The sequence below is a fragment of the Aeromonas sp. DSM 116730 genome (assembly GCF_046581335.1).
In the GTDB taxonomy this organism is placed as follows: Bacteria; Pseudomonadota; Gammaproteobacteria; order Enterobacterales; family Aeromonadaceae; genus Aeromonas; species Aeromonas rivipollensis.
In genome coordinates this window covers 98557-112500 of sequence record NZ_CP144265.1, presented here as the reverse complement: position 1 = coordinate 112500, position 13944 = coordinate 98557, and the positions used below count along the sequence as shown (strand labels likewise).

Annotated in this window: 14 protein-coding genes (1 of these 14 only partly in view); 5 read left to right on the top strand and 9 right to left on the bottom strand. The window is 63.0% G+C overall.

Annotated features, from left to right (window positions below; translation table 11 throughout):
- Nucleotides 1–230: the 3' end of a gamma carbonic anhydrase family protein gene (locus Aeroheme_RS00525; protein ID WP_106885312.1), read on the top strand. It extends 310 nt beyond the left edge of the window; 230 of the gene's 540 nt are visible here — the last part of the coding sequence; its start codon lies off the left edge, out of view; the stop codon is at nucleotides 228–230.
- Nucleotides 231–313: 83 nt separating this feature from the next.
- Here Aeroheme_RS00525 and polA read toward each other — a convergent pair whose 3' ends face one another.
- Complete coding sequence (gene polA, locus Aeroheme_RS00520) at nucleotides 314–3070, bottom strand: DNA polymerase I (protein ID WP_411166512.1); 2757 nt, start codon at nucleotides 3068–3070, stop codon at nucleotides 314–316.
- Nucleotides 3071–3470: 400 nt separating this feature from the next.
- Between polA and elbB the strand changes: the two genes are divergently transcribed.
- On the top strand, nucleotides 3471–4121 hold the full coding sequence (elbB, locus tag Aeroheme_RS00515) for an isoprenoid biosynthesis glyoxalase ElbB (RefSeq protein ID WP_139745865.1): 651 nt from the start codon (nucleotides 3471–3473) through the stop codon (nucleotides 4119–4121).
- Between the two features lie 72 nt (nucleotides 4122–4193).
- Here the strand turns inward: elbB and Aeroheme_RS00510 are convergent, their stop codons facing one another.
- From Aeroheme_RS00510 to Aeroheme_RS00495, 4 genes are all read right to left on the bottom strand, one after another.
- Nucleotides 4194–4403, bottom strand: coding sequence for a cell division protein ZapB (locus Aeroheme_RS00510; RefSeq protein ID WP_025325277.1), 210 nt, complete (start codon nucleotides 4401–4403; stop codon nucleotides 4194–4196).
- Nucleotides 4404–4637: 234 nt separating this feature from the next.
- On the bottom strand, nucleotides 4638–5918 hold the full coding sequence (locus tag Aeroheme_RS00505; protein ID WP_411166511.1) for a hypothetical protein: 1281 nt from the start codon (nucleotides 5916–5918) through the stop codon (nucleotides 4638–4640).
- A 21-nt stretch (nucleotides 5919–5939) separates the two neighbouring features.
- On the bottom strand, nucleotides 5940–6719 hold the full coding sequence (gene cysE, locus Aeroheme_RS00500) for a serine O-acetyltransferase (RefSeq protein WP_025325275.1): 780 nt from the start codon (nucleotides 6717–6719) through the stop codon (nucleotides 5940–5942).
- An 8-nt stretch (nucleotides 6720–6727) separates the two neighbouring features.
- Entirely contained in the window at nucleotides 6728–7639 is a 912-nt protein-coding gene (locus Aeroheme_RS00495) for a cation diffusion facilitator family transporter (protein WP_111913694.1), read from the bottom strand.
- A gap of 85 nt (nucleotides 7640–7724) precedes the next feature.
- On the opposite strand from Aeroheme_RS00495, the gene Aeroheme_RS00490 reads away from it, so the two are divergent.
- The 3 genes from Aeroheme_RS00490 (at nucleotide 7725) to trmL (ending at nucleotide 10315) form a co-directional block, all read left to right on the top strand.
- Nucleotides 7725–8417, top strand: a complete 693-nt coding sequence (locus Aeroheme_RS00490) for a response regulator (RefSeq protein WP_139745863.1) — start codon at nucleotides 7725–7727, stop codon at nucleotides 8415–8417.
- Nucleotides 8414–9769: an ATP-binding protein gene (locus Aeroheme_RS00485; RefSeq protein WP_111913692.1), complete on the top strand. Its 1356-nt coding sequence runs from the start codon at nucleotides 8414–8416 to the stop codon at nucleotides 9767–9769. The genes Aeroheme_RS00490 and Aeroheme_RS00485 overlap by 4 nt, the downstream gene beginning before the upstream one ends.
- 81 nt (nucleotides 9770–9850) lie before the next feature.
- Nucleotides 9851–10315, top strand: a complete 465-nt coding sequence (gene trmL, locus Aeroheme_RS00480) for a tRNA (uridine(34)/cytosine(34)/5-carboxymethylaminomethyluridine(34)-2'-O)-methyltransferase TrmL (RefSeq protein WP_005331110.1) — start codon at nucleotides 9851–9853, stop codon at nucleotides 10313–10315.
- A 49-nt stretch (nucleotides 10316–10364) separates the two neighbouring features.
- Here trmL and dinF read toward each other — a convergent pair whose 3' ends face one another.
- From dinF to lexA, 4 genes are all read right to left on the bottom strand, one after another.
- Nucleotides 10365–11723, bottom strand: a complete 1359-nt coding sequence (gene dinF, locus Aeroheme_RS00475) for an MATE family efflux transporter DinF (RefSeq protein WP_411167207.1) — start codon at nucleotides 11721–11723, stop codon at nucleotides 10365–10367.
- A 28-nt stretch (nucleotides 11724–11751) separates the two neighbouring features.
- Complete coding sequence (locus Aeroheme_RS00470; RefSeq protein WP_139745887.1) at nucleotides 11752–12378, bottom strand: SCO family protein; 627 nt, start codon at nucleotides 12376–12378, stop codon at nucleotides 11752–11754.
- Nucleotides 12379–12591: 213 nt separating this feature from the next.
- A complete protein-coding gene (locus tag Aeroheme_RS00465) occupies nucleotides 12592–12801 on the bottom strand; it encodes a hypothetical protein (RefSeq protein ID WP_234567867.1) in 210 nt (69 codons plus the stop codon).
- Between the two features lie 461 nt (nucleotides 12802–13262).
- Nucleotides 13263–13889 (bottom strand): transcriptional repressor LexA, encoded by a 627-nt coding sequence (gene lexA, locus Aeroheme_RS00460; protein WP_025325267.1) that lies wholly within the window; start codon nucleotides 13887–13889, stop codon nucleotides 13263–13265.
- Nucleotides 13890–13944: the final 55 nt, after the last annotated feature.

The following is a 13944-nucleotide window of genomic DNA, read 5'->3' as shown; positions in this document are numbered from 1 at the left end:
TGCTGGTCGGCATGGGGGCCATACTGCTGGATGGGGTAGTCGTCGAGGATGACGTGATGATAGGCGCCGGCTCTCTGGTGCCACCGGGCAAGCGGCTCGCATCCGGCTTCCTCTATATGGGGAACCCGGTCAAGCAGGCGCGGCCACTCAAACCGGCAGAGATTGCCTTTCTGAAGACCTCGGCCGACAACTACGTCCTGCTCAAGGATGAGTATCTGCAAGAGGCTTGAGGCAGACAGGAAACGGAAACAAGAAGCCCGGCATGCTGCCGGGCTTCTCTGCTTATATAGCTAGCCAATCACTGTGGTCAGGATCAGTGGGCCTGATCCCAGTTGTCGCCGGTTCCGGCTTCCACCACCAGCGGCACGTGCAGCTCGGCTGCCGCGGACATCTTCTCCTTGATGAGAGCTATGTACTCCTCCAGCTTCTCCTCGCGGATCTCGAACACCAGTTCATCGTGAACCTGCATCAGCATGTGGATGGAGCCATCGGTAATGCCCCGGATCCAGCCATCGACAGCGATCATGGCGCGCTTGATGATGTCGGCGGCCGTGCCCTGCATGGGGGCATTGATCGCCGCCCGCTCGGCGCCCTTGCGCAGACCGGCGTTGCGAGACTTGATGTCCGGCAGGTAGAGGCGACGACCGAACAGGGTCTCGACGTAGCCCTGGGCTTCCGCCTGCTGGCGGGTGCGCTCCATGTACTCCAACACGCCAGGGTAGCGTTCGAAGTAGAGATCCATGTATTTCTGCGCCTCGGCGCGGCCGATCCCCAGCTGCTTGGCCAGACCGAAGGCACTCATGCCATAGATGAGGCCGAAGTTGATCGCCTTGGCGCTGCGGCGCATGTCGGTGGTCACCGCATCGAGCGCCACGCCGAACACCTCGGCGGCGGTCGCCTTGTGGATGTCCTTGCCCTCGGCAAAGGCGGTCAGCAAGCCCTGGTCACCGGAGAGGTGCGCCATGATGCGCAGCTCAATCTGGGAATAGTCCGCCGCCACCAGCTTGTAGCCGGCGCTCGGGATGAAGGCCTGCCGGATCCGGCGCCCCTGCTCGTTGCGCACCGGAATGTTCTGCAGGTTGGGATCGGTCGAGGAGAGCCGGCCGGTCGCCGCCACCGCCTGATGATAGGAGGTGTGCACCCGCCCGGTCTGGGGCTTGATCATCAGCGGCAGCTTGTCGGTATAGGTCGACTTGAGCTTGGCCAGGCCGCGGTGCTCCATCAGCAGGCGCGGCAGATCGTAGGTCTCCGCCAATTCCGCCAGCACCTCTTCTGCGGTGGATGGGGCACCCTTGGGGGTCTTCTTGAGGATCGGCAGCCCCAGCTTGACGAACAGTATCTCGCCGAGCTGCTTGGGTGAGGAGAGGTTGAACTCCTGCCCGGCCAGCTCGTGCGCCTGCCGCTCCAGCTCCGCCAGACGCACTTCGATCTCCTGGCTCTGCTGGTGCAGCAATTTGGGATCTATGGTGGTCCCGAGCAGTTCCATCCGTGCCAGCACCGGCAGCAGGGGCAGTTCGATCTCAGTGAATACCTTGGCAAGCGTAGGCAGTTTGCTCAGTTCGCCCCACAGGGTCTGGTGCAGACGCAGGGTGATGTCGGCATCTTCCGCCGCATAGGGTGCGGCCTGCTCCAGTTCGATCTGGTTGAAGGTGAGCTGCTTGGCCCCCTTGCCGGCGATCTCTTCGAACGAGATGGTCTCAACGCCCAGATACTTCCTGGCCAGGGAGTCCATGTCGTGACGGCTGGCGGTGGAGTTGAGCACATAGGATTCGAGCATGGTGTCGAAGGCGATGCCCTGCAGATCGATGCCGTGGTTCTGCAGTACGTTGCGATCGTACTTGAGGTTCTGCCCGACCTTGAGACGGGCCGGATCTTCCAGCAGGGGTTTGAGCTTGCCCAGCACCTGCTGTTCGGTCAGCTGGGTTGGAGCCCCCAGATAGTCGTGGCCGAAGGGAACATAGGCCGCCTTGCCCGGCTCTATGGCGAACGACACGCCAACCACTCGCGCTTCCATATAGTCGAGACTGGTGGTCTCGGTGTCGAAGGCAAACAGGGGCGCAGCTTTCAACTGTGCCAGCCAGTCGTCGAACTCGGCCTCCTCCAGGATGCAGCTGTAGTCGGTCTCGATGGCAACAGCGGGAGCGGCGGCGTCATCAGCGGCCTCTTCCTGCCCGACGCCCTCTTCGCCACCGGATTCCAGCTCCTTGATCAGGTTGCGCAGCTCGTACTCGCGGTAGACCGCCAGCAGGGACTCCTTGTCGATCGGGCCCAGCAGCAGCTCTTCGAGACTCTGCTCCAGCTCCACGTCGGTCTTGATGGTTGCCAGCTGGTAGGAGAGGCGAACCTGTTCCTCCTGCTCACGGAACTTGTCGGCAAACGCCTTGGAGCCACGAAAGCCCAGGGCGGCGACCTTGTCCAGATTGGCGGCGATCTGATCGATGCTGCCTATCCCCTGCAACAGTGCCTGGGCCGTCTTCTCACCCACCCCTGCCATGCCGGGAATGTTGTCCACCTTGTCTCCCATCAGGGCCAGGTAGTCGATGATGAGCTCGGGGGGCACGCCGAACTTCTCGATCACCCCTTCCCGATCTGTCTTCACATCCTTCATGGTGTCGATCAGGGTGACATGGTCGGAGACCAGCTGCGCCATGTCCTTGTCACCTGTGCTGATGAGCACGGGCAGCTGTTTCTCGGTCGCCTGGCGGGCGAGCGTGCCGATCACGTCGTCGGCCTCGACACCTTCGACCATCAGGAAGGGGAAGCCCATCGCCTTGATCATCTGGTGAATGGGGGCAACCTGGCTGCGCAGATCGTCCGGCATGCTGGCGCGGGTCGCCTTGTACTCGGGATAGATGTCGTCACGGAAGGTCTTGCCCTTGGCGTCGAACACCACGGCCACATGGCTGTCGGGGTATTGCTTGCGCAGGCTGCGCATCATGTTGGCCATCACCCGGACGGCGCCGCTTGGCAAACCGGTCGATGTGCGCAGATCGGCCTGCTGGGAGGCGAAGAAGGCGCGGTAAAGATATGAAGAGCCGTCGACCAAGATAAGGGGATTGCTAGGGGCCATGAAATCGTCCTGCCAGGAATAAACAGTCGCTAGGATGCCACAGGGCCGGCGGCACACCAAGGGGCTGGCCCCCTCCCATTCGTACCATTAAGTGGCCCCTGACCTGTGGATAACTCTGTGCTCAAAAATGGACTCATGGCTGCGCCATGGTGGCAAAGCTGTGGATTAAAAACAAAAAGATCATATAAAACAGCACATTGAGATCGCAAAAACAAACCATGACGCCTTCATCATGATCTCGATCAATGTGGAAAAAAATTCAAGGGGGTCAACGAGGCAGGATCCAAAACGAAACAATCCTAGCACAGCAAGATGACTTGACCAGTGGAGGCCGAACGATAACCATACAAAAGTACAACAATCTACCCTGGCTCACATTTTCAACAACGAGGAGTCTGCCATGAAAAAAGTGGCCGTGATCTTGAGTGGCTGTGGCGTGTTTGATGGCGCCGAGATCCATGAAGCCGTCATCAGCCTGCTGGCACTGGCCCGTCAGGGCGCCACCACCCAGTGCTTCGCGCCCGACGTGCCTCAATTGCACGTCATCAACCACCTGACCGGCGAGGTGAGCGAGGGGGAAAGCCGCAACGTCCTGGTCGAGGCTGCCCGTATCTGCCGCGGGCAGATCAGGAATGTGGCCGAGCTGGATGCGGCCGACTTCGATGCCCTGCTGGTGCCCGGCGGCTTTGGCGCCGCCAAGAATCTGTGCGACTTCGCCGTCCAGGGCGCCAATTGCCAGATCCAGCCCGATGTGCTGAAGGCGTGCCAGGGCTTTGCCAAAGCCCGCAAACCGGCAGCCTATATCTGCATAGCACCGGCCATGATACCTCTCATCTATGGCGCTGGCACCCTGGCCACCATAGGCCATGACGAGGGCGCCGCCAATGCCATCGAGGCCATGGGGGGCAGCCACCTCAACTGCCCGGTCAGCGAGTTCGTGGTGGATCAGGAACGCAAGGTCATCTCGACCCCGGCCTACATGCTGGCACAGAACATCCTCGAGGCGGCCGACGGCATAGAGAAGACGGTCAAGCAGTTGCTGGCCCTGTGATCCCTACCCCTGCCAAAACAAGCGGGCCGCTCAAAGAGCGGCCCGCTTTCATTCCAGTCAGTCAAGACGGGATCAGATGGCATCGCCCATCTGATCCATCTTGCCCAGCAGGGCGCGCAGACGTTCTTGCCAGGCAACATGCTCGTTGCGCAGCTGATGGTTCTCGTCTTGCAGCTTGTTGTTCTGCTCTTTCAGCTCGTCCAGCTCCATTTTCAGCAGGGAGATGTTGTCGACGGCGGATTGTACTTTGGATTCGAGTTGCTCAAGGACTTCTAGTGACATATGCATACCTGTATGTTCAATTGCGATGCCCCACAGGGGGCGATCAAGCGCGTGAAGCCAGCATACCCTGATGCGCTCGGCACAAACAAGCCAGCGCGTTGCAAAATGCGCCCTCCGTGCCGGTATTGCTTAAATATGCGTCGGTTTTTCTCGCAGGGGGCAGGAACCGCGATCCGGGACGCTCGCCGCGGCGTCATGGCACCCTGCGAACCTGCCCCTCTCCCGCCGCCAATGTCAGCCGTGCAGGGCGATGAAGCCCCCCATCAACAGACAGGCCACCACGTACATCAGCAGCCCGTAGAGCAGGTTCCAGCGCAGCAGCAGTCCGGCGCTCAGGTTGTAGCGGGAGGCCAGCGCCAGGTTGGAGCCGGACAGCGGGCTGGTGCCGGTGGCCAGCCCCCACCCCAGCAGGAAACACATGCCGAGCAGGCTGGGATCCGGTGACAGCGGCCACAACAAGGGGGCCACCCCCGAGATGCTGATGAGAGGGTGCACGCCTATGATGGCGACCAGGAAGATAAGCAGCAGGGTGAGGGATGCCTCAAGCCAGCCGAAGTGGTTGAACAGCGGCAGACCGTGGCCGGCGCCGAAGTCGATGACGGAGAGGGCGCTGTTGATGCCGGCAGCCAGCAGACCTGCCCCCAGGAACAGCACCAGCTGGCCGCCGATGGCGGGGAAGCGTTCCACCACCTGTCGCTTGAGGGCCGCCCCGCGTCCCTGACCTGGCATGAAGAGCAGCGCCAGCAAGGGGGCCACCAGCGCGATCACCGCCAGAATGCTGAGCCCGGGCCAGAGCCTGTGGATCAGCAGCACCAGCAGCGCCAGGGTCACCGGCAGCCCCAGGGTCTGCAACCTCAGGGGATAGCCTTCGAAGTCCGCCACCCCGAGCCGCTCCACCTGCCAGGCCGTCAGTCCCATGGCCAGCAGGGCGGCGAGGATGCCAAACGGCAGTATGCTGGCCAGTTGCAGGCCGGGGGCATAAGTGAGCGCCACCGCCATGGCGACGAAGAAGGGTGACCAGAAGGCCGCGGCGCAGAAGATCCGGCTCAGCACCATGACCTGGCGCCGCTCAAGGGTACCATTGCGCTCCAGCCGATCACCGATGATGAAGAGCACAGAGAGGTTGATGACGGCACCGAGCAGATTGAGGCTGGCCATGGTGCTCCACAGCCCCTTGCGACCGGACCAGGAGGCGGCGCCTGTCAGCAGACCCGAGGTGGCGAGGTTGAGGGTACTGACGGCGGCAAACATGGTGAGCATGTTGATGTTGGGCAGCAGCCAGTCCCCGGGACTGAGGCTGGCACCGCGCCACCAGGAGAAGATCAGCAGCAGCAGTGCCGCCCCATAGAGCGCCAGTGCCTGACGACGGGCGGCGCCCACCAGCCAGGGCCAGGTGAGCAGGGAGGCGGCCCAGGCCGCGACGGCGGCCGGCCAGGGGGAGAATCCCAGATAGAGGTGCAGCAGGTTGAGCAGCCACATCCCCAGGATCAGATAGCCTGACCAACGCTTGACCATACAACGGCCTCGGTCAGGGGATCAGAGACACTGATCCATGTCCAGGGAGGGCTTGTCGCACTCGGGTCGGCCCACTATCTTGGCGGGCACGCCGGCGACCGTGGTGTGGGGCGGCACCGGGTTGATCACCACGCTGCCGGCCCCTATCTTGGCGCCGACCCCCACCTCTATGTTGCCGAGCACCTTGGCGCCCGCCCCTATCATCACCCCTTCGCGGATCTTGGGATGACGGTCGCCACTCTCCTTGCCGGTGCCCCCCAGAGTCACGCTCTGCAGGATGGAGACATCGTTCTCGATCACCGCGGTTTCACCGACCACTATGCCGGTGGCGTGGTCAAACATGATGCCCTTGCCGATCCGCGCGGCCGGGTGCACGTCGACCCCGAACACTACGGAGATCTGGTTTTGCAGGTAGAGCGCCAGCGAGCGACGCCCCTGGCGCCACAACCAGTTGGCGACCCGGTAGCCCTGGAGGGCATGGAATCCCTTGAGGTAAAGCAGCGGCGTCGAGAAGAGGTCGACGGCGGGGTCACGATCCTGTACCGCGCAGATGTCGGCGGCCACAGCTGCCAGTAACTCGGGTTCGCTGCGCAGGGCCAGCTCGATCACCTCGCGCAGGGCGATGGCCGGCATTGTGGTGCTGTCGAGCTTGTTGGCGAGCTGGAAGCTCAGCGCCGAGCGCAGATCACTGTGATTGAGAATGGTGGAGTGAAAGAAGCTGGCCAGCATGGGCTCCTGGGCCGCCATGCTCTGCGCTTCCTGCTGAATTTTTTGCCACGTTTGGGCAACCAGATCATCCATGTTGCAGCCTACTGTTGTTCAGGGTGAGTGCCTTGTTGTTCTTTTGTCAGCACCGAGATGGGGTCCATGTGAATGATCACCTCCATCCGCTCAAAGGACTGGCGGACCGCCAGTTCAGCCTCGTCGGCTATCTGATGGGCCTTGACCAGGGGCAGTTGATCATCAAGCTCCAGATGCAACTGCACGAAGCGGGTCGGCCCGGATTGACGGGTACGCAGATCATGTACGCCATGCACCCCCTCTACGGCACAGCAGAGCGCCATTATTCTCGCTTGTTCTTCCTCTGGCAACTGACGATCGAGCAGGGCCTGTACCGATTCGTAGCCGATCTGAACGGCTCCCCACACCAGGAACAGACCTATCAGGATGGCGAACAGGCCATCGGCCCAGTACCACCCCTGACCCGCCAGCACTAGTGCCACCAGCACACCGGCATTGAGCAGCAAGTCAGAGCGGTAGTGCAGCATGTCGGCCTTGATGGCCACGCTGTTGGTCTTGCGAATGACAAGGCTCTGGAAGCTGACCAGCAGCAGGGTCAGCAGGATGGAGCCGGCACTGACCCAGATCCCGGCCTCGAGCCGCACCACGGGAACCTGGTTCAGCATCGACGAGATGCCGTGCATCATCAGCAGCAGGGCAGAGCCAGAGATGAAGGCCGACTGGATCAGACCCGCCAGGGACTCCGCCTTGCCGTGGCCGAAACGGTGCTCCTCATCGGCCGGCGCCAGCGCGTAGCGAATGGCCAGCAGGTTGATGATGGAGGCGCTCACATCCATGAAGGAGTCGGTGAGGGACGCCAGCAGGCTGGAAGAGTCCGTCATCAACCAGGCGATCAGCTTGCCCAGGATCAGCAGGGTGGCGGTGACGACCGCCGCCGTGCTGGCGAGGGTGACCCAGCGGGAATAGTGTTGGTGGCTCAAAACCGGCTTTCCTCTGACGCGTAAAAACTTATTATACCCTGACCCGAACGTCAGTTTGGCGTGCAAAATCAACGGAGTGACCCGAATGAACAAAATACTCCTGGTCGACGACGATCTCGAACTGACCCAGCTGCTCACCGAAATCCTGACCCTGGAAGGGTTTGACGTCACCGTCGCCGAGGATGGGGAGGAGGGGCTGCTGCGGCTGGCAGAGCAGGCATTCGATCTGGTGTTGCTGGACGTCATGATGCCAAGACTCAACGGGTTCGCCATGCTGACCAGGCTACGCAAGACCCACGACACCCCTGTGCTGATGCTGACCGCCCGGGGCGACAGCCAGGACAGGGTCAACGGGCTCGAAGCGGGGGCCGATGACTATCTGGCCAAGCCCTTCGACGACAGAGAGCTGCTGGCGCGGGTGCGCGCCATCTTGCGCCGCACCCAGAATCCCTCCCCCCAGCGCGGCGCATCCGACGAGCTGCGCTTCATGGATCTGGTGCTGCAACCCGGTCTGCAGCAGGCCCGCTGCGACGATCAGCTGCTGGAGCTCACCGCCACCGAGTTCGGCCTGCTGGAGTGCCTGCTGCGCAGCCCGGGCCAGATCGTCAGCAAGAACCTGTTGTCCGAACAGGTGCTTGGCAAGAAGCTCGAACCCTTCGATCGGGCCATCGACATGCACCTGAGCAACCTGCGCAAGAAGCTGCCTGAGCGCAGCGATGGCCAGCCCCGCTTCAAGACGGTGCGTGGGCGAGGCTACCTCTGGCTGGAGCAGGCATGAAAACGGCCCGCACCTTCAATGGCCTCTCCACCCAGATCTTCCTCTGGTTCTGGTTCATGCTGCTGCTCGTGCTGGCCGCCGTGGTGATACTACCCACCCTGGATCCCCGCAACACCATACCCCTGCCCGAGCACGAGATGGCCAGGATGAACAACAACCTGCGGGCGCTGCAGGCCGGTGCCGACCCGAACCAGGATTTCGATCTGCAACAGGCCATCACGGCGGCCGGGCTGTTGCCGGTAGACAACGTCTACCTGCGCGACGCCAAGGGCCAGATGCAATCCACCACCCGGCTGAGCAAGTTCGTCATCCGCTTCATGCTGGATGCCGACAACCCGGCCAAGCCCATGCTGGGCAGCGAACACCAGCGGGCCATCGCCGGCCCCTTCCAGATGCAGCACCACGGCCAGAGCTATCACGTCTACTTCGGGCTCAACGTCGAAAACTCCTATCTGTTCCTGTTTATCCAGATCCTGGATCACCCCATCCAGATCCTGGGCATCGCCATGCTGGTCAGCACCCCCCTCTGTCTGCTGCTGGCCTGGCGGCTGACCCGCCCCATACTGCAGTTGCAGCAGTCGGTCTCCCAGCTGGCGCAGGGCAAGCTGGAGACGCGGATCCCCAACCTGGGGCGGCGGGACGAGATAGGTCAGCTGGCAGATCATGTCAGCCACATGGTGGACACCCTCAAGCGCATGATCCAGAAGCAGAAACAGTTGCTGTCCGACATCTCGCACGAGCTGCGCAGCCCCCTCACCCGCATTCAGCTGGCGCAGGCCTTGATCCGCCGCAAGCAGGGAGACAGCTCGGAGCTGGCGCGGATCGAGAGCGAAATCGCCCGGCTCGACAAGCTGATCGGGGATCTGCTGGATCTGTCCCGGGTCCAGCAGCACGTGGAAGCCCCGGTGGAGCTGCCGCTGGCGGATCTGCTGGAGCCCATACTGGACGACGCCATGTTCGAGGCCAATCAGAATGGCAAGCAGCTCAGGCTGCCGCCGCTGCCGACCGAGTCGCTGCGGATGTGGCCCGAGCTGCTGGCGAGGGCCCTGGAGAACCCGCTGCGCAATGCGCTCAAGTACGCCCGCGAATTCATCAAGGTGGATTGGTATCAGGAGGGACGGGAGTGGGTGATGACCATAAGGGATGACGGCCCAGGCGTGCCGGTGGAGCAGCAGCCCATGCTGTTCCTGCCCTTCTTCCGGGTCGATGATGCCCGCAACGCCAAGACAGGCGGCACCGGCCTCGGTCTCGCCATCGCCGCCGAGGCGATCCAGCGCCATGGCGGCACCATCAAGGCCAGCAGCAATCACCCGACCGGGCTCGTCATCACCATACGCCTGCCCATGGTGTGAGCCACCCCTTTTCATCGGCACGGGTGCTGGGTATGCTGGCGCCCGTTTCGCACCATCCCAGCCCCGCATCAGGATCCCGCCATGCTCGACATAGTGCTCTATCAACCGGAAATCCCGCCCAACACCGGCAACATCATCCGCCTCTGCGCCAACACCGGCTACCGGCTGCACCTGATAGAGCCCCTGGGTTTCGCCTGGGATGACAAGCGGGTGAAGCGGGCCGGGCTCGACTATCACGAGTTTGCCGAGGTGAAGCGCTGGCCGAGCTATGAGGCCTTCCTCGCGGCCGTGGCCCCCAAGCGGGTATTCGCCTGCACCACCAAGGGGCGCACCGCTCATTCGGCGGCGCAGTTTGCCCCCGGGGATACCCTGCTGTTCGGGCCTGAGAGCCGTGGATTGCCGGCGGAGATCATAGAGAGCCTGCCGTTCGAGCAGCGGCTGCGCATTCCCATGCTGCCCCAGAGTCGCAGCATGAATCTGGCCAACGCGGTCGCGGTCTTCGTCTACGAGAGCTGGCGCCAGTTTGGCTATGAGGGATCCCTCTAGCCTAGGTCGGCGCTGTGCCCCTCAGAGGCGGAGCCGACCATGAGACACGTCAGGCGGGCTCCCGACCTTGACCAAGCAGGCGGCCGTCGCGCTCCAGTTGCCAGCATAGCCAGCCCAGGGTCAGTCCCCGCCCTGTCATCAGCGCCGCCATGGCGGCCCACAAGGCCGCCACGCCCCACCCCTGGCACAGCCACCAGACGGGGAAGAAGCCGGCAAACACCGCCACCAGCATGCTGTTGCGCATCTCCCGGGCCCGGGTGGCCCCGATGAAGACCCCATCCAGCAGGAAGCACCAGACCGCCAGCAAGGGCATGACGATGAGCCAGGGCAGTTGGCGGTTTGCCTCGGCGATCACCGCAGGAAGGTCGGTGATATGGGCGATGAGTTGCCGCCCTCCCAGGGCAAACCCCAGGGCGAAGGCAATCGCGATCAGCAAGGCCCAGCCCAGGTTGAGGACTATGGCCTCCCGCAGCCCCTGCCTGTCCCGCCGTCCTATGGCGCGCCCCACCATGGCTTCCACCGCATAGGCGAAGCCATCCAGCCCGTAGGAGATCAGCATCAGGAAGTTGAGCAGCACCGCATTGGCGGCCACCGCCACGTCCCCCAGCCTGGCCCCCTGCAGGGTCATGAAGGCGAAACAGAGCTGCAGGCAGAGGGAGCGGATGAAGATGTCCCTGTTCAGCCCGAGCAGCCGCCGCACCGCGGGCCATTGCCACCAGCGCGACCAGGCACCCTGCCACACCTCGGCCGAGAGCTGGCGCAGGCGGCGGCTCACCAGCCAGAGCCCCACCCCGAGCGAGCTGTAGTCAGCCAGCAGGGAGGCGGCAGCCACCCCCCTGACCTGCCAGCCCAGCCCCAGCACGAACCAGGCATCCAGCACCATGTTGACCAGGTTGCTCAGGATCAGCAGCAGCATGGGGCTGCGCGCATCCTGCATGCCCAGCAGCCAGCCCATGATGACCAGGTTGCACAGGGCCGCCGGGGCGCTCCAGATCCGCACCGAGACATAGTCTCCGGCATAGCCCTGCACCTCGGGGGATCCCCCGCTGAGCCCTATGATGGCAGGCAAGAAAGGCAGCACCAGCAACAGCAGGGCCAGCCCCAGCCCGACGGCGAGGCCGAGCGCCCGCGCCAGGGTGTCCAGCTGCCCCTCGGCGCTGGCGGCGCCCTGAGCCTGGGCGGTCAGGCCAGTGGTGGACATGCGCAGGAAGCCGAGCAACCAGAACAGGAGGTTGATGAGGGTCGCCCCGACCGAGACCCCCCCGAGGAACCAGGCCTGACCGAGATGACCGATCACCCAGGTATCCACCAGGCCGAGCAAGGGGGTGGTGACGTTGGAGAACACCATGGGCAGGGCCAGGGCAAAAACGGCACTGTGGCGGCGAGGATCCCTCAGCCAGGACGGCATCAAGCTCAGCACGAACGACGCCGGCGGCTCACTCGTCGGCCAGCCGCACTATGCGTGCGAAGTCGGAGACCATGGTCTGCATATCCACATGAGCTACTTCACCCGGGGCCACCTTGGGGCGGAACATGGCCACCAGCTTGCCCTCGGGATTGATCAGCACGATCGAGGCCGAGTGGTCTATGAGGTAATCCTTGCGCTCGCTCTCCACGATGGAATAGACGAGGCCAAGATTGCGCACCAGGGGGAAGAGGGCGCGGTGGGGGCCGGTCGCCGCCTTGAACTCCGGATGGAAGAAGGCGGTATAGCTCTTGAGACGGGCGCTGTCATCCCGCTGGGGATCCGCCGAGACGAAGACCACCTGGCTGCTGGGTTCGATCTTCTTCAACTCCGGGTAGATGGAGCGCAGATCCGCCAAGGCGGTCGGGCAGACGTCGGGGCAATAGGTGTAGCCGATGAACAGGAAGGTCCAGTGCCCCGCCAGATTGGCGGCGGTGAAGGGCTTCCCATCCCCATCCGTGAGAGTGAAGGGGTTGATGTCACGCCCTACCGGATAATAATCCGCCTGCGCAGGCAGGGAGGGTTGGCTCCAGTAATAAGCCGCCATTATGCTGCCGACGAAGAGCAACAACAGCAGGGAAAAACGTGGTTTAACCATATAAAACAGAACCTTGCTAGTTCAACCAGCCAGATGGCGGGGCCAATGAAGGGCTATTGTAACCCGCCCGGCCCCGTTTCTGCCTAGTCCTGAGTCCGGATCCTGAGCAGGAAAGGGCCCCGTAGGGAGGAAACGGCCGCTATCTCCGGGCAATGGCGGGGAAAAGAAAAGCCCCACACCGGGTGGGGCTCACACACTGTTCGGGGGACTGGCTCAGGGTCGCAATCTGCGCTGCCCCTGGGGGCGCCGGATAGTGGCGCGCAGCGGAATGACCGGGGCCGTCCAGGGGGCATCTGGCAAGCCGATGTCATGGTGGCGGCGGAACAGACGAACCAGGCGGACAATCTTGTCCTTGGGGCACCCCAGCCAGATGGTCCAGCCGTCGCCCTTGTGATACACCCAGAGCGCATAAAACCAGGTCATCCGACTGCCCTTGATGAATCGGGTGATGGAGGATGCGGGGGTTGCGGTTGCGGCCGGACCCGGATCCCACGGCGAGCTTGAAGCCATACCTGTCCTCCTTGCTCAACAGGCCACGCCGACCAGTGTGACTGCCATCGGGATGGCAGACCAGGCACCGTCGCGTACTGACTGTATTGAGTCGTCCTGCTGCCTGACGACTCTCCCTGTCCCGCACCGCCTCAGTTGTGATGCATCCCTGCGATCCATGCTGACCTGGCGGCACACTCAAGGTCATGGCGGTTATCCGGCCATGACTCTGCGGGCCTTCTCAAAGGATATATCCGAAATGCATGATGCGTGGCGGTACTGTTTGCGGTGGATCTGGGCGGCGGCAATGGCGGGGATCGGGGAGGAAAGAAGAGCGGGGAAAACGGCACAAACGAAGGGGCCTCCCGCAGGAGGCCCCTCGGCATGTTCGATGCTTACATCCAGTCGGCGTTGCGAATAACCCCGACTGCCAGCCCTTCGATGGTCAGGTGCTGGCTGGAGAGATCCACCTCTATGGGGGAGAGATCCTCGTTCTCCGGCAGCAGCCACACCTGGCTGCCCTTGCGCTGGAAGCGCTTGACGGTGACGTCTTCATCGAGACGCGCCACCACCACCTGGCCGTTGCGCACCTCCTGGGTCTTGTGCACCGCCAGCAGATCCCCATCCATGATGCCGATGTTCTTCATGCTCATGCCCTGCACCCGCAACAGGAAGTCGGCCCGCGGGTGGAACAGGGCGGGATCCACCTGATAGTGACTCTCTATGTGCTCCTGGGCCAGGATGGGCTCACCGGCCGCGACCTTGCCGATGAGCGGCAGGCCGTTCTCTTCTGGCGCGGCCTCCTCCTCCTCGAGCAGCAGGCGGATGCCGCGGGAGGTGCCGGGCATGATCTCGATGACCCCTTTCTTGGCCAGGGCCTTCAGATGTTCCTCGGCCGCATTGGCCGACTTGAAGCCAAGCTTCTGGGCGATCTCGGCGCGAGTCGGCGGCATGCCGGTCTCGCTCATGTTCGCCTTGATAAGCTCCAGCACTTCAGCCTGGCGGGGGGTAAGGGGTTTCATAGCATTGGCACCTGTCTTTTTATACAGCACACTGGCAGTATATACAGTGCTGTGG